This window comes from Burkholderia sp. SJZ089 (assembly GCF_007828315.1).
In the GTDB taxonomy this organism is placed as follows: Bacteria; Pseudomonadota; Gammaproteobacteria; order Burkholderiales; family Burkholderiaceae; genus Burkholderia; species Burkholderia gladioli.
In genome coordinates this window covers 15,766-33,596 of record NZ_VIUM01000008.1, presented here as the reverse complement: position 1 = coordinate 33,596, position 17,831 = coordinate 15,766, and the positions used below count along the sequence as shown (strand labels likewise).

Annotated in this window: 15 protein-coding genes; 6 read left to right on the top strand and 9 right to left on the bottom strand. The window is 67.1% G+C overall.

Annotated elements, in window-relative coordinates; genetic code table 11:
* The first annotated feature begins 67 nt into the window (after positions 1-67).
* Positions 68-1,174 carry an NADH:flavin oxidoreductase/NADH oxidase gene (locus FB600_RS16420; RefSeq protein WP_098153079.1) on the top strand — a complete coding sequence of 369 codons (1,107 nt, stop codon included), beginning with the start codon at positions 68-70 and terminating at the stop codon, positions 1,172-1,174.
* Positions 1,175-1,274: 100 nt separating this feature from the next.
* Here the strand turns inward: FB600_RS16420 and FB600_RS16415 are convergent, their stop codons facing one another.
* A complete protein-coding gene (locus tag FB600_RS16415; RefSeq protein WP_227742817.1) occupies positions 1,275-3,083 on the bottom strand; it encodes a M66 family metalloprotease in 1,809 nt (602 codons plus the stop codon).
* A gap of 339 nt (positions 3,084-3,422) precedes the next feature.
* Between FB600_RS16415 and FB600_RS16410 the strand changes: the two genes are divergently transcribed.
* From FB600_RS16410 to FB600_RS16400, 3 genes are all read left to right on the top strand, one after another.
* The gene (locus FB600_RS16410; RefSeq protein ID WP_096751755.1) at positions 3,423-3,992 is read left to right on the top strand and encodes a carboxymuconolactone decarboxylase family protein; all 570 of its coding nucleotides are present in this window, start codon (positions 3,423-3,425) and stop codon (positions 3,990-3,992) included.
* Between the two features lie 89 nt (positions 3,993-4,081).
* Positions 4,082-4,753 carry a peroxiredoxin-like family protein gene (locus tag FB600_RS16405; protein WP_047838234.1) on the top strand — a complete coding sequence of 224 codons (672 nt, stop codon included), beginning with the start codon at positions 4,082-4,084 and terminating at the stop codon, positions 4,751-4,753.
* Positions 4,754-4,792: 39 nt separating this feature from the next.
* Entirely contained in the window at positions 4,793-5,512 is a 720-nt protein-coding gene (locus tag FB600_RS16400) for an SDR family oxidoreductase (protein WP_098153080.1), read from the top strand.
* 37 nt (positions 5,513-5,549) lie between these two features.
* Here FB600_RS16400 and FB600_RS16395 read toward each other — a convergent pair whose 3' ends face one another.
* The gene (locus FB600_RS16395; RefSeq protein ID WP_047838235.1) at positions 5,550-6,452 is read right to left on the bottom strand and encodes a LysR family transcriptional regulator; all 903 of its coding nucleotides are present in this window, start codon (positions 6,450-6,452) and stop codon (positions 5,550-5,552) included.
* A 967-nt stretch (positions 6,453-7,419) separates the two neighbouring features.
* On the opposite strand from FB600_RS16395, the gene gcvA reads away from it, so the two are divergent.
* Positions 7,420-8,370 carry a transcriptional regulator GcvA gene (gcvA, locus tag FB600_RS16390; RefSeq protein ID WP_096751757.1) on the top strand — a complete coding sequence of 317 codons (951 nt, stop codon included), beginning with the start codon at positions 7,420-7,422 and terminating at the stop codon, positions 8,368-8,370.
* Positions 8,371-8,456: 86 nt separating this feature from the next.
* Here the strand turns inward: gcvA and FB600_RS16385 are convergent, their stop codons facing one another.
* The 7 genes from FB600_RS16385 to FB600_RS37235 all read right to left on the bottom strand — a co-directional run bounded on the left by FB600_RS16385 (position 8,457) and on the right by FB600_RS37235 (position 14,616).
* Positions 8,457-9,353, bottom strand: coding sequence for a DMT family transporter (locus FB600_RS16385; RefSeq protein ID WP_013691251.1), 897 nt, complete (start codon positions 9,351-9,353; stop codon positions 8,457-8,459).
* A 49-nt stretch (positions 9,354-9,402) separates the two neighbouring features.
* Positions 9,403-10,434 carry a threonine/serine dehydratase gene (locus FB600_RS16380; protein ID WP_080959702.1) on the bottom strand — a complete coding sequence of 344 codons (1,032 nt, stop codon included), beginning with the start codon at positions 10,432-10,434 and terminating at the stop codon, positions 9,403-9,405.
* A gap of 19 nt (positions 10,435-10,453) precedes the next feature.
* Entirely contained in the window at positions 10,454-11,563 is a 1,110-nt protein-coding gene (locus tag FB600_RS16375) for a DUF2817 domain-containing protein (RefSeq protein WP_244121907.1), read from the bottom strand.
* Positions 11,563-12,276 (bottom strand): hypothetical protein, encoded by a 714-nt coding sequence (locus FB600_RS16370; RefSeq protein ID WP_047838236.1) that lies wholly within the window; start codon positions 12,274-12,276, stop codon positions 11,563-11,565. Before FB600_RS16370 ends, FB600_RS16375 begins: the two co-directional genes overlap by 1 nt.
* Positions 12,277-12,279: 3 nt before the next feature.
* On the bottom strand, positions 12,280-13,011 hold the full coding sequence (locus tag FB600_RS16365; RefSeq protein WP_096751758.1) for an N-acyl amino acid synthase FeeM domain-containing protein: 732 nt from the start codon (positions 13,009-13,011) through the stop codon (positions 12,280-12,282).
* Positions 13,012-13,317: 306 nt separating this feature from the next.
* A complete protein-coding gene (locus tag FB600_RS16360; RefSeq protein ID WP_223997645.1) occupies positions 13,318-13,983 on the bottom strand; it encodes an iron-containing redox enzyme family protein in 666 nt (221 codons plus the stop codon).
* Positions 13,984-14,448: 465 nt separating this feature from the next.
* On the bottom strand, positions 14,449-14,616 hold the full coding sequence (locus FB600_RS37235) for a hypothetical protein (RefSeq protein WP_161500286.1): 168 nt from the start codon (positions 14,614-14,616) through the stop codon (positions 14,449-14,451).
* 703 nt (positions 14,617-15,319) lie between these two features.
* Between FB600_RS37235 and FB600_RS16355 the strand changes: the two genes are divergently transcribed.
* Complete coding sequence (locus FB600_RS16355; protein ID WP_098153083.1) at positions 15,320-17,680, top strand: alkaline phosphatase family protein; 2,361 nt, start codon at positions 15,320-15,322, stop codon at positions 17,678-17,680.
* The last annotated feature ends 151 nt before the right edge of the window (positions 17,681-17,831 follow it).

Below are 17,831 nucleotides of genomic sequence, written 5' to 3'. Positions count from 1 at the left end.
GCGACGCCTCGGCAGACCGATGGCGAAGCCGGCCGCGCGAACCGTCACCTGACCGAGAGGCAAGAGCATGACCGCTTTGTTTACCCCGTTCCGCCTGAAGGACGTCGAGCTGCGCAACCGCATCGCGGTGCCGCCGATGTGCCAGTACAGCGCCATCGACGGCTTCGTCAACGACTGGCACCTGGCGCACTACACGAGCCTGGCGCGCGGCGGCGCCGGCCTGGTGATCGTCGAGGCCACCGCGGTGTCGCCGGAAGGCCGCATCACGCCGGGCTGCACGGGCCTCTGGGACGATGCGCAGATCACCGGGCTGGCGCGCATCGCCGCCGCGATCAAGGCGGCCGGCGCGGTGCCGGGCATCCAGATCGCGCATGCGGGCCGCAAGGCGAGCGCGAACCGTCCCTGGGAAGGCGACGACCATATCGCCAACGACGCGCCGGGCGGCTGGCAGACCATTTCGCCGTCGGCCTCGGCCTTCGGCAAGCACCTGCCGAAGGTGCCGCAGGCCATGACGCACGAGGACATCGCGCGCGTGCGCGGCGATTTCGCGGCCGCGGCGCGCCGGGCCCGCGAGGCGGGTTTCGAATGGCTGGAGCTGCACTTCGCGCATGGCTACCTGGCGCAGAGCTTCTTCTCGCCGCACGCGAACCAGCGCAGCGACGAATACGGCGGCGACTGGACGCGACGCAGCCGCTTCCTGCTGGAAACGCTGGCCGACGTGCGCGCGGCATGGCCGGAGAACCTGCCGCTGACGGCGCGCTTCGGCGTGATCGAATACGACGGCGACGATGCGGCCACGCTCGATGCGTCGATTCGCCTGGCGGGCGACCTGAAGCGCGGCGGGCTCGACATGCTGAGCGTCAGCGTGGGCTTCTCGACGCCCGACGCGCAGATTCCCTGGGGCCCGGGCTTCCTCGCGCCGATCGCGGCGCAGGTCAAGCAGGCAACCGGGTTGCCGGTCGCCTCGGCCTGGGGCATCGACGATCCGAAGGTGGCCAATCGCACCGTCGAACAAGGCCAGCTCGACCTGGTGATGGTCGGGCGCGCGCACCTGGCCGATCCGCACTGGCCGTATTTCGCGGCCAGGAAGCTGGGCGTGGAGCGGCCCTCGTGGGTGCTGCCGGCGCCGTATGCGCATTGGCTGGAGCGTTACGCGGTGGCGACGGGGGATTGAGCGGGATGGATCGCGTCGGCGGCCGGGATGGCAGAAATATCTTCGCTGCCGTCCCGACCGCCGTCGTGCGCCGCGGCGATCACGATCGCCGCTTTTTCGGCTAGGAGCCCACCACCACCGGCGCCGGCAACTGATCGACCGCCGGCGCCTCGATGTCGCGCGTGTGGATCAGCTCGCTATCCTGCTCGGTGATCGCCGGATAGGCCTTGCGCGAGTGGAACAGCTCGACGCGTCGCGGATCGCGCTGCAGATCGAGGTTCAGCGAGAAGGTGTCGAGCTGCGTCGTGCCGGTGATTTCCTTGTCGGGAATCAGCGCATAGTCGACCGAACCATCGGCATAGCTGATCTTCACGAAATAGCGCGCATCGGCATAAAGCGCCGGCAGGCCGCTGCCGAATGGGCTCGGCAGCGCGAACACATTGCCGCTCTTCGCGAACAGCGGCGGATAGACCTGCGAGGTGCCGTCGGTCGAGCTGGCTGTCAGCGTACCGATCAGCGTCGCCACCGGCGTGTCGATCTTCACCGGCGCGAGCGCGCCGTCGGCCACGCTCGTCGCGTCGTAGCGCAGCGTCGTGCCGTTCCAGCGATACACGCCCGGCGTGGCGGCCTGGTCAGCGAGCGTCGGCGTCGTGTCGAGCCAGTTCTGCATCTTCATCGCCTGGTAGGCCGTGAACTGCGGATAGCAGGCGACGGCATTGCCGTCCTCGCCGCCATTCATCGGATCGTGCTTGCCGACCGATTGCCCGGTCGCCTTGTCGATCACCGGCCCATCCGCGTTGACGCGATACCAGGTGCGGAACTGGTTGTGCACGGTATCGAACCCCCAGGGATTGTTCGGCCCGTTGATGCCGTCGTTCGGATATTCGTCCGCGATTCCCCATTGCTTCGCGGTCCCCTCCGTGAAATGCGACAGCCCCAGGGAATGCCCGAGCTCATGGGCGAAAAGGTTGCCGCATTGTCCGCTCGCGTAGTTCCAGGTGGCGGCCCAACCGGTCCAGCCGCCCGAGTAGCCGAAGGTGTTGGCATCCTGGTACTTGCCCTTCGCCGCGTCGTAGTACCAGCCGATCCCGATATACGAGCCGAAGCTGTAGGGCGAGGAATCGCCATAGACCGTCGCGCCCTTCGCGTCGCGAATCAGCAGGCCGCGCCCGGTATTGGCCAGGCTGGCGCGAATCGCGAACGGCTTGAGCAATTTGCCATAGAGATCATTGGCGCCATCGGCCGTGACGTCGGCGAATCGGGTGTATTTGCGCGGAGCATGATTACCGCCCTGAAGCACCGCATAATCGAGCTTGAGTGTCGTGTAATCGAAATAATTCAGGGTGCTGACCGGAATCGAGCCGTAATAGTCGCGCGCCAGTTTCGAAATCGGCACTTCCGAGGTAGTGGGATCCTGTGCCGTCGGCCACAGCACCAGCGACAGCCTGCCGATCGTGAAGCGAGCCGGTCGCGCCCACTTGACGGGCGTCGCATCGAGGCTCGCGCCGTTGCCATAGCGGATGCCGAGCGAATACTGCGGCACCACGTCCGCGGCCGGCACCACGGCGCTCCACGCCGCCGTGCTGTAGGGCTGCAGCTTCGCCTGCGTCAGCCCGCTTTCCAGGATGCCGGGCAGGCCGGCTGGCGGCGTCAGGGGCACGCTGTATACGGTCGTCGCGCCCTGCCTGACATCCAGATAAGGCTGCACGCCAGCCGGGACCGGCGTATCCGGGGTGAACAACAACAGGGCCTGGCGATGGATGATCGGCACGGGCGCCAATCGCGTGCCGCCGCTGCGCGGCACGACGTGAGTCTGCGCGAATTCGATTTTCCCGCTCGGTGCCGACTGGGCAAAGGCGTCGTGTTCCTGTGCAAGCACCAACAGGCCAGCCAATGCCAGCAGGCGTGTCAATTCGGACGATCGATTCATTGGAAAATCCTCTCAGAATATTCGGTTATTAATTTCCCATCACTGTCTCCTGAAAGCGGGTAATTATTTTTTTATCTTCACGATTACCGAATATTACATCATCGACTTTTCACCAAACAGCATTTCGGATAATAGAAACGCCCATTAATCAAATGGGTCGACAAAGGAAGCCAATTCTTCCCGGCAGGAAACGACACCTCTCGAAACACGCCGGCGCCACCCCGCCCCGCCACCCGCCCCATTCCCCCCGGGAATGACTCCTATCACCGCCACCCGTCTTCTTCGCCCGCCCCCGCGCTCGCATCATTCGCTCACCAACCCACCCAACAGGAGCGAACCATGAGCCACTTCCCCGCCTACACCATCGACACCGCCCCGGCCGCATCCAGGGCCACGCTCGAAGCCACGAAAAAGGCCTTCGGCTTCCTGCCGAACCTGCAGGCGCACATGGCCGAATCCCCCGAACTGCTGGCCGGCTATTCCGCGCTTTGGGACCTGTTCTCGAAAAGCACGCTGACGCCGCAGGAGCAGCAGGTGGTCTACCTCAGCGCGAACTTCGAGAACGACTGCCACTACTGCATGGCGGGCCACAGCACGCTGGCGAAGATGGTCGGCATGACGCCCGAATCGATCGCCGCGCTGCGTGCCGGCACCGCCCTGCCCGAGGCGAAGCTGGAGGCGCTGCACCGCTTCGCCACGCTGGTGGTGCGCGAGCGCGGCTTCGTTCCCGAGGCCGACATCGAAGCCTTCCTGGCCGCCGGCTACACGCGCCAGAACGTGCTCGAGGTGATCCTCGGCGTGGCCACCAAGGTGATGAGCAACTACACCAACCACGTGGTGCACACCGAATACGACGCCTTCATGAAGGGCAACGAGTGGACCAAGCCCGCCCAGGCCGTCGCCGCTTGAGCCGCGAAAAACCATGCAGCAGCCGGCGCACGCAACAGGCAGGCCGCGCCGGCCGACGCGCTCTTTCGATCATTCCCCAGGAGTCCATCATGTCCCTGCAACAGAAACTCGACGCCTTCAAGGCAGACTTCCGCGCCGGCAAGCCGCCCTACAACGCGCCCGCGGAAATCCACCCGATCATGGAGCGCGCCACCGCCGAGCTGATCGCCAGCGGCCAGGCCGGCCGCGCGGTCCAGGCCGGCGATCGCGCGCCGCAATTCACGCTGCGCGACCAGGACGGCAAGCTGGTGTCCTCGGCCGACCTGCTGGCCCAGGGCCCGCTGGTCATCACCTTCTATCGCGGCGTCTGGTGCCCTTACTGCAACCTCGAGCTGCAGGCGCTCGACGCGGCGCTGCCGCAACTGCGCGAATACGGCGCGCGGCTGGTCGCGATCTCGCCGCAGACGCCGGTCAACAGCCGCAAGTCGGTGCGCGACAACCAGCTCGACTTCCCGGTGCTGAGCGATGCGAAGGGCGAGGTCGGTGCCGCCTTCGGCCTGCGCTTCGCGCTGCCCGACTATCTCGTCGAGCTCTACAGGAAGCTGAAGAACGACCTGCCGGTGACCAACGACGATCCGTCGTGGACGCTGCCGATGCCGGCGCGCTACGTGATCGGCCAGGACGGCGTGGTGCTCTACTCGGAGGTCAATCCCGACTACACGCGTCGTCCCGAGCCGGAGGACCTGTTCCCGGTGCTGGAACGCGCCCGCGCCGCGCGCTGAGCGCCTCGCCCCCTTCTCTCTCGCCACTGGAGCCGATTCATGTCACAACGCAGCTTTCTCGTCACCGGCGCCTCGAAGGGCATCGGCCTCGCGTTGAGCCGGCGCCTCGCGCGGGCCGGCCATCGCGTGGTCGGGCTGGCGCGCGGCCAGGCGGCCGATTTCCCCGGCGAACTGGTCAGCGTCGATCTCGGCGACACCGGCGCGACCGACGCCGCGCTGCGCGCGCTGCTCGCGCGCCACGCCTTCGACGGCGTGGTCAACAACGTGGGGCTCGTCAAACCGCAGCGGCTCGGCGCGGTCGAGCTCGCGACGCTCGACGAGGTGTTCTCGGTCAACCTGCATCCCGCCGTGCAGACCGTGCAGGCGCTGCTGCCGGGCATGCGCGAGCGCGGCTGGGGGCGGGTGGTCAACGTGTCGAGCCTGACGATCCTCGGCATCGCCGAGCGCACCGCCTACGCGGCGGCCAAGGCGGCCCTGGTCAGCTTCGCGCGCTCCTGGGCGCTCGAGTTGGCCGATACCGGCATCACCGTGAACGCGGTGGCGCCGGGGCCGACCGAGACGGAACTGTTCCGCGCCAACAACCCGCCCGGCAGCGAGGGCGAGCGCCGCTACCTGTCGGGCGTGCCGATGGGCCGCTTCGGCCAAGCCGACGAGATCGCGGCGGCGATCGCCTTCCTGCTGTCCGAGGACGCCGGCTTCATCACCGGCCAGACGCTGTTCGTCGACGGCGGCGCCTCGATCGGCCGGCGCGCGTTCTAGGCGGCGCGGCAGGCCGTGCGGCCGGCTGCACCGCCGTTCAGCGCGGCGCGACCGGCTCGCCGGCCAGCACTTCCTCGACGAAGGCCACGAAGGCCCGCGCCTTCGAGGTCACCAGCCGGCCCGAGGGAAACACCGCCCAGAGGTCCACCGGCGGCAACGCCCAATCCGTCAGCACCGCGCGCACGGTGCCGTTCTCCAGCTCGGGCCCGAACATCCATTCCGATGCCACCGCCAGCCCCATGTGGGCGAGCACGGCGGTGCGCATGCCCTCGGCCGCGCTGACCCGCACGCGCCCCGACACGGCCACCGTCACCTCGGTGCCATCGCGCCGGAACGACCAGGATTCGCCGCCGCCGCGCTGCGAGTAGACGATCGCCTGGTGACGGCTCAGCTCGGCCGGCGTGAGCGGCGTGCCGGCCTCGGCCAGGTACTCGGGCGTGGCCACCACCAGTCGCCGGCTGCTGGCGATCGGATGCGCCGTCATCGAGGAATCGTCGAGCCGCCCCATGCGCAGCGCCACGTCCACGCCTTCTTCCAGCAGGTCGATCGCGCGGTCGTCGAGGATGATGTCGAGCTGCAGGTCGGGATGGCGGTCGACGAAGGTCTTGAGCGCGGGCAACACGTGCAGCCGCGCGAAGGTCACGGCGGCGCCCACCCGCAGCCGGCCCGACAGCCCCGCCGACGATTCGCGCACCGCCTGCTCGGCCTGGTCGGCCTCCTCGATGGCGAGCCGCGCATGTTCGTAGAAGCGCTGGCCGGCGTCGGTCGGCGTCAGGCCGCGCGTCGAGCGCAACAGCAGCCTCGCGCCCAGATGGGCCTCGAGCTGGGCGACGGACTTCGAGACGGCGGGCTGCCCGAGCTTCAGGCGCCGCGCGGCGGCCGAGAACGAGCCCGCCTCGACCACCGCCACAAAGGTTTCCATCGCTGCCATGCGGTCCATCGTCCCTTCCCCCAGTGATTCGAGCCGGTGCATCGGCGCCGGGCAGCAGTCTAGCGCGCATGGCACGGCGGAAGATATCGCCCGGCTCCCGGCCCACGCGATCGCATGCCTTCGCGCCCCGGCATGGCCGAGCGCGCGGCGGCCGGCTTATGCCGATTTCGTCAACGAGGCAGTTCCGGCCAGGACGATGCCGCGCCGCCTGGACCAATCAAGGCAACGCAGCGTCCAATCCATTTCATCAGTCGCCGAATTAAAGGAAAATCACCTATGCAACTGGAATCAAAATCAAATAAATCGAAGCAAAGTCCATCCGCTTAAATCGCGCGCACGCCCGCCGGGCGCGCTCGCGCGGATTGCCGGCAAGCCGCGGCGACGGCCGCCGGGCCGGGAACGGTTCCTGAGCCAGACTCATCCCAGCCCCTTTTCAACCTGCTATTCCTGACAGTGCCGGAACAGCGGGATACCCGACTGATCTCATCAAGTCAGCTATCAAATTGATGTAAATACTGCAATTGGTGTTTATAATCCCGGAATAATTTTTCATTTAGTTGAGCAATTGCCGGAATTGCACCGGGATTTATTCATGCAACGTCAACAAAGCGGCCGTTAGACTCGTCTGCGCATGTCGAGCGACATGCATGCATGAGGCGCAGTCATCACGCAGGCGAGTCTTCGGATCCGAAGCCGCCGCGCGATTTTCGAACCAACAGCCGGGTTTGCTGACTTAAATGTGTGGACGGATGGCGTTCGCGCCGCGGGCTTCGGCGGGGTTCCGAAGCCGGGCCGGGCGGCGTCGGCGGGTCGGGAGAGCGGCTCGCGAGGCGCCAGGCAGGATGCCCGGGCCGGATTCGGCCCGGCGGCGGCCGTAACGAAACCGGTGCATCATCGTTGTCAGATTAGTAAGCCGGCGGCCCGAGCGCGCCGGCACGAGGCGAGAGCAATCAACTTACGTCAGAGTCAGAGCCACATGTCGAGCCCGAACAAATACTCCGCGCTGCCGTCCCTGCGGGCCCTACGCTACTTCGTGAGCGTAGGCCGGCACCGCAGCATCAAGACGGCCGCCGAGGAAATCCACGTCACGCCCTCGGCGATCAGCCAGCAGATCGTCAAGCTCGAGGAAGAACTGGGCGTCAGCCTGCTGCAACGTTCGCCGCGCGGCATCGACATCACCCCGCACGGCATCCGCTACCTGCAGGAACTGCAGCAGGTGTTCGACCTGATCCTGCGCGCCACGGACCGCCTGCGCAGCAACGCCAACCATACCGACATCGTCACGGTCAGTTGCGCGCACAGCTTCGCGATGCAATGGCTGGTGCCGCGCCTGTCGGAGCTCTCGCGCGTGGCGCCCGGCGTCGACCTGCGCATCAGCACCACCAACCGCTACGCGGCCTTCGTCGACGACCAGATCGATTTCGCGGTGCGCCACGGCGCGGGCCGCTACCAGGGGCTCAAGTCCGAGCTGCTGCTCGACGATCCGCTCTACCCGATCTGCAACCCGCGCCTGATCGAGCAGGCCGGGCCGTTCCAGTCCTTCCAGGACCTCGGCCGCGTCACCCTGCTGCACGACGAGCGGCACAAGGAATGGCTGGCCTGGCTCGACCGCTACCAGGTGGGCGGCGTGCGCGGCGATCGCGGCACCATGTTCATCGACTCGAACGGCGTGATCCACGCGGCGCTGGCCTGCCACGGCGTGGCGCTGGCCCGCAAGTCGATCATCGCCTCGGAGCTGGACGACGGGCGCCTGACGATCCTGTTCGACGCGCCGATCACCCCCGAATACGCCTACTACCTGGTCTACCCGGAGCAGACGCTCGACAACCCGAGCGCGCGCGTGTTCCGCCAATGGCTGATGGAGGCGGTGAAGAACCCGCGCCCCGCCGAGCAGCCGGTGGTCCAGCTCAGCGCCGCGGCCGACTGAGGCCGCCGGAACGCGCCATCGCCGGCAGCCGGCCTCGCCGGACCGCCGTGCCAGGCCGGACGTCAGACCGAACACCAGGCCGGATATCAAGCCGAGCGCTTGCCGGTCAGCACCGACAGCTTGAGCACGCCGCTCGCCAGCATGGTGCCGAGGATCACCACCGCGCAGCCGAGGAACATAGTGGGCGTGATCGCCTCGCCGAGGAACAGCGAGCCCCACACCAGGCCGAAGATCGGCACCAGGAAGGTGACCGAGACCGCGCGCGCCGGGCCGGCGGTCGAGATCAGGTGGAAGTAGATGATGTAGGCGATGCCGGTGCAGGCCACGCCGAGCGCGATCACCGAGCCCCAGGCCAGCGCCGAGACGGGATGCGCGGGCCAATACAGGAACATGAAGGGCAGCAGCACGATGGCCGCGCCGATCATGCTGCCGGTGGCGATCGCCAGCGAATCGACGCCGACCAGGAATTTCTTGGTGGCGTTGGCCGAGATGCCGTACAACAGGGTCGCGCCGAGCACGGCGAGCGGCGCGATCGCGCCGGCGCCGAACGAGCCGCCGCCCGTCAGGTCCTTCCAGACCAGGATCAGCACCCCCGCGAAACCGATGAACAGGCCCGCCACGCGCAGCCCGCTCAGGCGGTCGCCGATCCACAGGAAGGCGACGATGGCGGCCCACAGCGGCGTGGTCGCGTTGATCACCGAGGTGATCCCGGCCGGCAGCGTCAGCTCGGCGTAGGCGAACAGGCAGAACGGCAGCGCCTGGTTCAGCACCCCGATCACGAACAGCGGCAGCAGCTTGCCGGACATGCGGTGGAAACCGCGCCGGGAGGCCAGCACGATCGCGAGGAACACCGCCGCGATCAGGATCCGCACCGCCATCAGCGGCACCGGCCCGAACTCGGGCGCGCCGACGCGAATGAACAGGAAGGAGGCGCCCCAGAGGGCGGCGAGCGTCAACAGCAGCGTGAAATTACGGGCGTTCATGTCTTGGCTTGGGGAGGGTGGCCGGCAAACGTTTGTGTAGGAAGGAAAATCAGGGCCGTGCCTCGGCGGGCTCGCCGCAAACCCTGGCGGGATCGGTGTTCGCACCGCAGACGATCACGGCGACGCGCTCGTCGCGCGCCGGCACGTAGCGTCCCGACAGCAGCGCGGCGAAGGCGGTCGCGCCGCCCGGCTCGGCCACCAGCCGCAGCTCGCGCCAGAAGGCGCGCTGCGCGGCGACGATCTCGGCATCCTCGACCGTCAGCATGCGCGCCACGCGCGGCGCGATCACCTTGAAGGTATGGCGGCCGGCGCGGCGCGCGCCGAGCGAATCGGCGGCCACGCCGCCGACCGTCACGTCCACCGGCTCGCCCGCCTCGAGCGCGGCACCCACCGCGCGCGCCGTGACCGGCTCGACGCCGATCACGCGGGTGGCCGTGCCGGCATACCAGGCGCATACGCCGGCCAGCAGGCTGCCGCCGCCCGCGGCGACCAGCACCGTGTCGGGCGCGCCGGCCTGCTGGTCGAGTTCGAGCGCGACCGTGCCCTGCCCCTCGATCAGCTCGGGTTCGTCGAAGGCGTGGATGGCCAGCGCGCCGGTCTCGCGCGCATGCCGCTCGCTGGCGGCCAGCGCCTCGCCGTAGTTGGCGCCGCTCACCATCACCTCGCCGCCGAGCTCGCGGATCTGCCGCAGCTTTTCCGGCGGCGTCAGCGTCGGCACGAACACCTGGGCGGCAAAGCCCAGCGTGCTGGCCGCATGGGCGACCGCGATGCCGTGGTTGCCGCCCGAGGCCGCCACCACGGTGCGCGAGCCGTTCACGTCGCCGCGCGCGAGCAGGCGGTTGAACACGCCGCGCGGCTTGTAGGAGCCAGTGTGCTGGCAGGTCTCGAGCTTCAGCGCGAGGTCGAAATCGAAGCCGAAGCTGCCGGCGGCCAACTGCAGCACCGGCGTGCGCCGCACGCGCGCGGCGATGCGCGCGTGGGCGGCCGCGATGCGCACGCGCCAGTCGTCGAGCGCCGCCTGCGCCGCCGGATCGTAGAGGACGAGACCTTGGTCCCGCCCGGCGCCACGCTTCATGTCCATCGCCTGCTTCTCCTTGCCCTCAGGCACTTTCGTCGGCCAGCACGCGGCCGGTCACGCCGGCCAGCGCCGCGCGCAGCACGCGCAGGCCGCCGCTCAGCACGGACTCGCGCCAATCGTCGCGCGGCACGTCGAAGAACGCGCGCAGGGCGGCACGCGCCCGCGCGGCGGCCGGCGAATCGCCATAGGGATCGTTGCGCCAGGCCACCGCCTCGGCGCTCAGCGCGGCCACCGCGTCCGGCACCGGGTGGGTGCCGAACTCGAGCGCGATCGAGGTCAGCGAGCGGCCGAACAGCCAGCGCCGCCAGGCATCGTAGAGCGTGCCGTCCAGGTCGTTCGAGACCGCGCCGCCGGCGCGCGGCGCGCCCAGCGCCGGCCCGAACCAGGCCTGGGCGCGCGCCAGCGCGGCCGAGCCCGGCAGGTCGAACGATACCGGCTGCCCCTCGCCGTAAGGCCCGAGCCCGGTGTGCAGGTCGACCAGCGCGATATCGGCGGCATGGCCGAGGTTCTCGCGCACCAGCTCGCCGATCAGCCGCGCGCTCCAGGTCGCCTCGTTGCCGCCGTAGAACAGCCCGTCCGGATGTCGATACTGGCCGCGCGAGAGCGCTTCCTGGAACGCGGCGATGCCGTGGCGCCCGGTGAAGTCGCGCAGCGCCGCGTCGGCACGCACGCGCGCCACCGGATCGTCGTCGCCGGTCAGCAGGGCGTCGTGCAGCGCGTCGTAGCCGTCGTTGCTCGGGCGCGCCGCGTTCCAGTCGATGAAGTTGCGGTTCAGGTCGACGTTGTCCTCGTTGACGCGCCGATGCCAGGCGAAGCCGAACGGGTTGAGCGCATGCACCAGCATCACCGCCGCGTCGCAAGGCAGCTCGCCCGCGTCCTCGCCGGCCAGCCAGGCGCACTGGATCGCCGAACCCGCGTAACCCTCCACGCCATGCGTGCCCGATACCACCACCAGCACGCGCGAGGCGGCGGCCGGCCCGAGCCAGGCCACGTCGGTGGTCAGCGTGACGCCGTCCGGGCCGCGCGCGGGGTTGCGCACCTGGGCGAGCCGCGCGCCACGCCGCGCCGCCGCCTCGCGAAAGCGCGCGCGCGCCGCCTCGTAGCTGTCGGAGAACATCTCGCCGGCCTTCATCACGCCGCCAGTTCGATGCCCGTGGCGCGATGCCAGTCGACCGTCAGGCCGAGCGAGCTCATCTCGCTGTCGAAGCGCGCCACCGCGCGCTCGCGGAAGTCGGGGTAGAGCACGCCGTGACGGATGCCGGTGTCGAGCAGCCCGGAGATGTCGCGCCAGAGGTAGGGATGGATATGGTCGCGATACCAGTCGCAATGGACCTGCGCGCGCACGCGCTCCTCCGGGTTCTCCTCGAACATGCGCTCCAGCACCTTCTTGCCGAAGGCGAGATGGGTCGCTTCCTCGCGCGCGATCTGGCGGAACGAGGGGAAGATGTCGGGACGCGTCTCGCTCATCTCGGCCAGCTCCTCCATCGCGAGCACGCCCTCGGCATAGACGTTCAGGCCGATCAGCACCTCGAGCTCGTCATCGCTCTCGAACAGCTTGTCGAAGCGGTTGTCGATGTCCTTCAGTCGATAGCGCTCGATCAGCGCGTCGTCCCATTGCAGGCCCAGGTGGCGCACGCCGTCCTTGAAGAAGTTCGAGTGGGAGACCTCGTCGTGTGCGTGATGCACCAGGTAGAACTTCTCGCGCAGGTCGTCGCGGCGCGGAATCCACTTCGCGCACAGATCGATGATCTCGAGCTCGGAGAAGTAGAAGTTGACGTTGACCGTCAGGATCAGGTCGAGCAGTTCCTGGCCGCCCTGGTCGAGAATCTTCTTGTAGAGTTCCATGCGTCAATCTCCTTGGCCGCGCTTGAGCAGGTAGCGGGCGAAGCGTGACTTGTCGGCACGCAGCGCCTGGGTGGTGATGTCGAGCAGCGAGCAGAGCAGCGCCACGCTGGGCGTCTCGCTGGCAAGCTCGCTGTCGTGAAACGATGCGCCAAGCCGCTGGGCGCCCATCTGCAGGAAGGCGTGCAGGGGGCTTTCGCGGCTGTCGGAAAAGGCGTCGATGACCAGCGTGGTGTTGAAGCCGCCGACCAGGTAGCGCTTGACCACGGCCTTGAACAACAGTCCCGACAGGCCATACGGCGCGCTGTCGAAACGACGCCGGCGCCAGGCGGGATCGACGATCAGCCGCTGCGGCTCGACCAGTTGCGTATAGCGCTTGAGCGGGCCGAGCGGGAAGAACCGCTCGATCGGCAGGCCGACGCGCGAATCGCCCACCACGCGCACCGTCGCGATCATGACTTCCGCCGCGCCGGCGTGCGGCCGGACGAACACCGCCAGATAGTCGCCGCTGGCGTGATAGTCGTCCTCCACTGCATGCACGTCGTCCTCGACCTCGAGCAAGCCGCGCTCGGCGCCGTAGACGCGTTGCCACAAACCACCCACTTCGCGCATCGACTGCGGATCGTCGCGATCCAGCGTGCGTACCGTGAACTGCGGGAAGGCATCGGATGGCGCCAGCCCGGGGGGAGCCCAGGCTGGCGCAAGCGCTTCCACGGCGGTCGATTCATCTTCCGGCATAGGCAGTACTCTCGTTTTCCGAGGGCTGGCGCCGCTCGGGTTCTCTCAGGTTCGGAGGCTGGTGCCCCTCGCTCTTGCCGCGGGTTCTGCCCGTCGGCGCTCTCTCAGGTTCAGGGGCTTTTCGCCCTCTCGGGGGCTTTTCGCCCCTCGTTGCTGTCGCGTCGGGATCGTGATCCCTCGGCTTCCTCGGAATGCGGGAGTCATGGCTCCCTGGCTGTTATTCGGTACCACGCAATGGATGCACGGCGATCGCATGCGCTCGCGCTGGGGCCGGCGGCACGTGCCGGCCCGGGTGCCGCGCCGCGATCAGCGGTATTCGACGTAGTGGAGCGAGTCGTCCCACATGCGCTTGTAGAAGGTTCCCGCCACGTAGGAGGCATGTGCCATCCAGCGCACTTCCTCCTCGTTGAGCGGCGAACGATCGATGATGTCCCACAGCTCGACCACGTGTTCCTTGTCGGTCTCGCCGTGCGAGAAGAAGAAGCTCAGGTTCTCGTGCTTGAGCGGCGTCTTTTCCAGCACCAGCTTGCCGAACCAGGCGCCGTAGCGCTGGCCGATCCCTTCCAGCACGATCGAGCTGGCCAGGCGCGTGCCCGGCATATGCAGCGCGTTGTGCACGTTGAACGCCACGTAGGCCATCGCCGAGGGTTGCGGCAGCAGCGTCTTCGGATCCGGGCCCTGGTAGCCGGTGGAGTAGAGATCGTCGAGGATCCACTTGTAGTGCGGGATTTCCTCGTGCGCATGCGCCACCAGGTATTCGCGCAGTTCGGTCAGGCGCGTCGGGCAATTGGCGGCGGCCGCCGCGAACGACATCGAGCCCTGGTAGATCTGGTAGAACAAGGTCAGCAGCAGGTGCTGGTAATCGGTCACGCTCCACTTGCCCGCGTCGAGCGCGCTGAACACACGGTTGCCGGCGAATTCCTCGATCGCCTGGTTCGCCGCCTGGCGAACCGCCTTGTAATCGACTGACACCAATCGCGACTCCGCTTGCTTGAAGGTTCATCCACCGGCGGGCTGGGCCCGCGCCGGGCGGCTTTCGTTTCGTCTCGATTGTCAATCGTCTCGCGAATCGAAAAGAATCGGAAGGTCGATTAATAAATCGATATAAATCTGACGTCGGAGGGCAGATTACCAATGCGAAACAAAGGGAACAAGCTAGATTTTTTTCGGCAGCTTTAGATTGGCTAAAGCTCGATTGCCGCGTGCCGGTGCGGCGCCGGCCCGGCACGATACGCCGGAGATGTCCGTCTGGCGGGGCGCGGCGGCCGGCGCACCGGTCAATGGCACCGGTACCGGCGATGGATGCGAAGAATCGGCCTCGAATCCGATTTAATCAATGAATAAGCCGCTTGTTTCAAGCTTGAAAGCTGCGATCGCAGAGAAAGACAAGCGCTGGAATTGGTTTCAGGCCGGATATCATTAAAATGTTTTCCGGCATTATGCAAAGAATCGCTTTGATGGCGCAAGTGGCGATCCGCGATTGCCGCGCGGCGAGCATCGACGCCCGTCGGCGTTCAACACTTCGAACTGCTGACCAAGCATGCGGGCCGTGCGGCAGCGCTCGATATCGAGCATCGCGGGATGCCCGGTCGGCAGGATCGACACGGATCGATCGGCAAGCGCTCGCGAGCGAGACGGCGGGCGGGCGGGAAAAATCCGCCCGGACAGGAAGCACGACGACCCGGCGAGATCGCCTCGTCCGTCGCCCGGCCGCTGCCGCGACCGCCGTGATCCGTGCCGCAACCGGCACGCGCCAGCCCCGAACGTAATCGTCCGTAATCTGATTCTTTGCTTTTCTCGCGAAAAATTACAGGCTCGATTTGATTCGCGCCCCGGCCTAAACAACTTTCAAAAATCAAACGACAGTCATTAACAATAGCTTTCCATTTCGACATCGTTCCTCATACTTCACGCCGCGCTCGATCGCTCTGCCCGGCGCCCGCCGAGGCGATCGTCCCATGCGACGGTCCCTGGCAAGCCGACAAAACCCCTGAAAATTCAGCATCGTCAAGCGTTTTTCGCGCCCGCCATGGCACCCGCAGCCGCCTCCATCGATACCGGCAGCCTCATCGCCACAATGGAAAGCACTTCGTAATAATCCGCATCTTCATATCATTTCAAACCTTACGATCCATGTGATCTATTTATTTCTTTTTTATTAAAAAATGGCCGAATAGTCAGAATTCCCCGGCGATCCCTGTCACGAAAACGTAAATAGCCCGCTCCAATAATTCGCCCCGACAAAAAGTTCACGGATCGGCTTTCGTGAGAACGCAAGAAGAACTCATCAACCCACAGGGACCCCAAAATGTCGGTTAGTTCAAAGCTACGCATTCCCCTCCTGCTGACCTCGATCGCGGCAGCCAGCATGCTGGTTGCCTGCGGCGGCGACGATGATTCGTCCTCCGCATCGAACGGCAACGGCGGCACCACCACCTCGACCAAGACGCTCACCGGCACCGTGGCCGCCTCGGCCCTCGTGCCGGGCGGCACCACCGGCGACCCGGTCATCAAGGCCGGCTACTACGCCGGCGCCACGGTGTGCCTCGACGTCAACGGCAACGGCAAGTGCGATGGCAGCGACCCGGTCGCCACCACCGACGCCAAGGGCCAGTTCACGCTGACGGTCGCCTCGAACGCCACCGGTCAGTTGCTCGCCGACATCGGCACCAAGGCCACCAACACGGCCGCCGGCAGCGCCGTGGCCAGCCACCTGGTGCTGCGCGCCTCCGCCGCCCAGGTCGCCGACCAGGGCGCGAACATCGTGATCAGCCCGATGTCGAGCGAAGTGCAGCGTCTGGTCGAAGCCAACAACAGCAACTACGCCACCGAGAAGGCCAACCTCGCCACGCGCCTGAGCGGCGCCGGCGTGGCCAACGCGGCCTCGTCCGTCACGGTCCCGGCCGCCGACGTGCTCGCCGATGCCGGCAAGCTCTCGGGCGCCGAGCAGGCCGCGATCCTCTACGAGGACAACGCGCTGAGCAACCGCTACACCTACGCGACCACCAAGCTCGATCGCGGCGACCTGTACCCGGACAACCTCGCGATTGCCGGCGGCGATCCCTCGCTGGCGAAGCTGCAGGGCATCAGCTCGGCCACGCTCGTGACGCCGACCCAGACGCAGGCGCCGATCACCTTCGCGCAGGCCCAGCAGGCCGCCTTCAATGTGGAAGGCATCCCGCGCTACGACGCCGTGTTCATCCTGATGCTCGAGAACCGTTCGATCGGGACCACCACGGGCGGCACGATCGGTATCGAGGGCTCGGGCGACGCGCCGTACATCGCCGGCAACCTCGACTTCAATACCGGCAAGTGGAACCAGGCGACCACCTACTACTCGACCGGCAACCCGTCCGAGCCGAACTACACGGCACTGGGCGGCGCGGACGACTGGGGCATCACCGACGACAACTGGTGGGGCTGCGGCGTCGACACGTCCTCGCTGACGGACGCCGCGTTCAAGGGCGGCACGGCATCGGACGGCCAGCCGCTGGTGGCGACGCCGGCCGGCACGCCGACCCAGACGAGCGCCTTGTCCAGCTTCGGCACCTGTCCTGCCGGCACGACGACGGCGGCGCACAACATCACGGCACCGAACCTGTTCACGCTGCTGACGAACTCGGGCCTGACCTGGCGTACCTACAGCGAGTCGATGAACCCGGGCCAGGACGTGCGTACCGACAGCATCGCCGACACGGCGGTGGTGGCCGGCTACAACGGCGCGGCAGGCACCACGACGGCCGGCATCACCAGCCCGGCGATCGCGATGCCGAGCTCGCTGTACAAGACCAAGCACCACCCGGGCATGGCCTACCAGACCGCGCGTTCGCTGCCGGACTTCTTCGCCAGCAACCGCACGCTCTTCGGCACGCAGTACGCCAGCGCGATCAAGAGCACCTCGGTGTACCCGGTCCCGCAGAACTACAACTTCGACCAGTTCAGCACCGACCTGGCAAACGGCGACGTGGGCGCGATCAACTTCATCATGCCCGACCAGTGCGACGACATGCACGGCACGGGCAACGACCCGACCTGCAAGGGCGACAACCTGGTCAAGCGCGGCGACTCGTACGTCCAGCAGGTGGTGAGCAAGATCCAGGCATCGCCGATCTGGAACAACCCGAAGCGCCACGTGGCGATCGTCGTGATGTTCGACGAAGGCGAAGGCAGCTCGACCTCGTGCTGCGGCTGGAACCCGTCGCAGACCAGCAAGGCCGAGCCGCTCACGTTCGCCAACGGCACGTACACGCCGACGGTGACCACGGTCTACAACCACGGCAACCACGGCCACGGCAACTCGATCTTCGGCGTGATCACCAACCATGGTCCGCAGGGTATCCAGGATAGCGACGCGTACAGCCACTTCTCGCTGGTCCGCACGATGCAGGACATGTTCCAGCTCGCCGACCCGGCACCGGGCCAGGAGTTCACCTACCTCGCGCGCGCGAAGTACACGGAGAGCTTCATCGCGCAGAACATCCTGAACCTGCCGGAACTGGCAAGCAGCGCCGATACGCACTTCGACTCGGTCCGTCCGATGAACCATGCGTACATCACGCCTGCCGGCTACACGCAGAAGCTCAATCCTGCCGACATCATCGGCACGCAGGAAGCGAATCGCCAGCCGGGTCCGGACAAGACCCAGACCAACATCTGGGCGATCCAGTAAGTCCCGCGTCCGCGGGGAGGAGCCGGCCCGGACGGGCCGGCTCCTCCCCGCTCCGAACGCTTGCGTAGTGAAGCCGGGCAGGCCCTTGGGCACGCCCGGCGATTTCGTTGATGACCCTGTCCGGCCACCCGGCACCGCGCCTCGCGCGACC

What these genes read in the sequence shown, in the direction of transcription:
- FB600_RS16415 (WP_227742817.1), bottom strand. Translation starts at nt 3,083, where the DNA reads ATGAATCGATCGTCCGAATTGACACGCCTGCTGGCATTGGCTGGCCTG.
- FB600_RS16385 (WP_013691251.1), bottom strand. Translation starts at nt 9,353, where the DNA reads ATGAACGCCCGTAATTTCACGCTGCTGTTGACGCTCGCCGCCCTCTGG.
- FB600_RS16400 (WP_098153080.1), top strand. Translation starts at nt 4,793, where the DNA reads ATGTCACAACGCAGCTTTCTCGTCACCGGCGCCTCGAAGGGCATCGGC.
- FB600_RS16365 (WP_096751758.1), bottom strand. Translation starts at nt 13,011, where the DNA reads ATGCCGGAAGATGAATCGACCGCCGTGGAAGCGCTTGCGCCAGCCTGG.
- FB600_RS16410 (WP_096751755.1), top strand. Translation starts at nt 3,423, where the DNA reads ATGAGCCACTTCCCCGCCTACACCATCGACACCGCCCCGGCCGCATCC.
- FB600_RS16405 (WP_047838234.1), top strand. Translation starts at nt 4,082, where the DNA reads ATGTCCCTGCAACAGAAACTCGACGCCTTCAAGGCAGACTTCCGCGCC.
- FB600_RS16355 (WP_098153083.1), top strand. Translation starts at nt 15,320, where the DNA reads ATGTCGGTTAGTTCAAAGCTACGCATTCCCCTCCTGCTGACCTCGATC.
- FB600_RS16370 (WP_047838236.1), bottom strand. Translation starts at nt 12,276, where the DNA reads ATGGAACTCTACAAGAAGATTCTCGACCAGGGCGGCCAGGAACTGCTC.
- FB600_RS16380 (WP_080959702.1), bottom strand. Translation starts at nt 10,434, where the DNA reads ATGGACATGAAGCGTGGCGCCGGGCGGGACCAAGGTCTCGTCCTCTAC.
- FB600_RS16395 (WP_047838235.1), bottom strand. Translation starts at nt 6,452, where the DNA reads ATGGACCGCATGGCAGCGATGGAAACCTTTGTGGCGGTGGTCGAGGCG.
- gcvA (WP_096751757.1), top strand. Translation starts at nt 7,420, where the DNA reads ATGTCGAGCCCGAACAAATACTCCGCGCTGCCGTCCCTGCGGGCCCTA.
- FB600_RS16375 (WP_244121907.1), bottom strand. Translation starts at nt 11,563, where the DNA reads ATGAAGGCCGGCGAGATGTTCTCCGACAGCTACGAGGCGGCGCGCGCG.
- FB600_RS16420 (WP_098153079.1), top strand. Translation starts at nt 68, where the DNA reads ATGACCGCTTTGTTTACCCCGTTCCGCCTGAAGGACGTCGAGCTGCGC.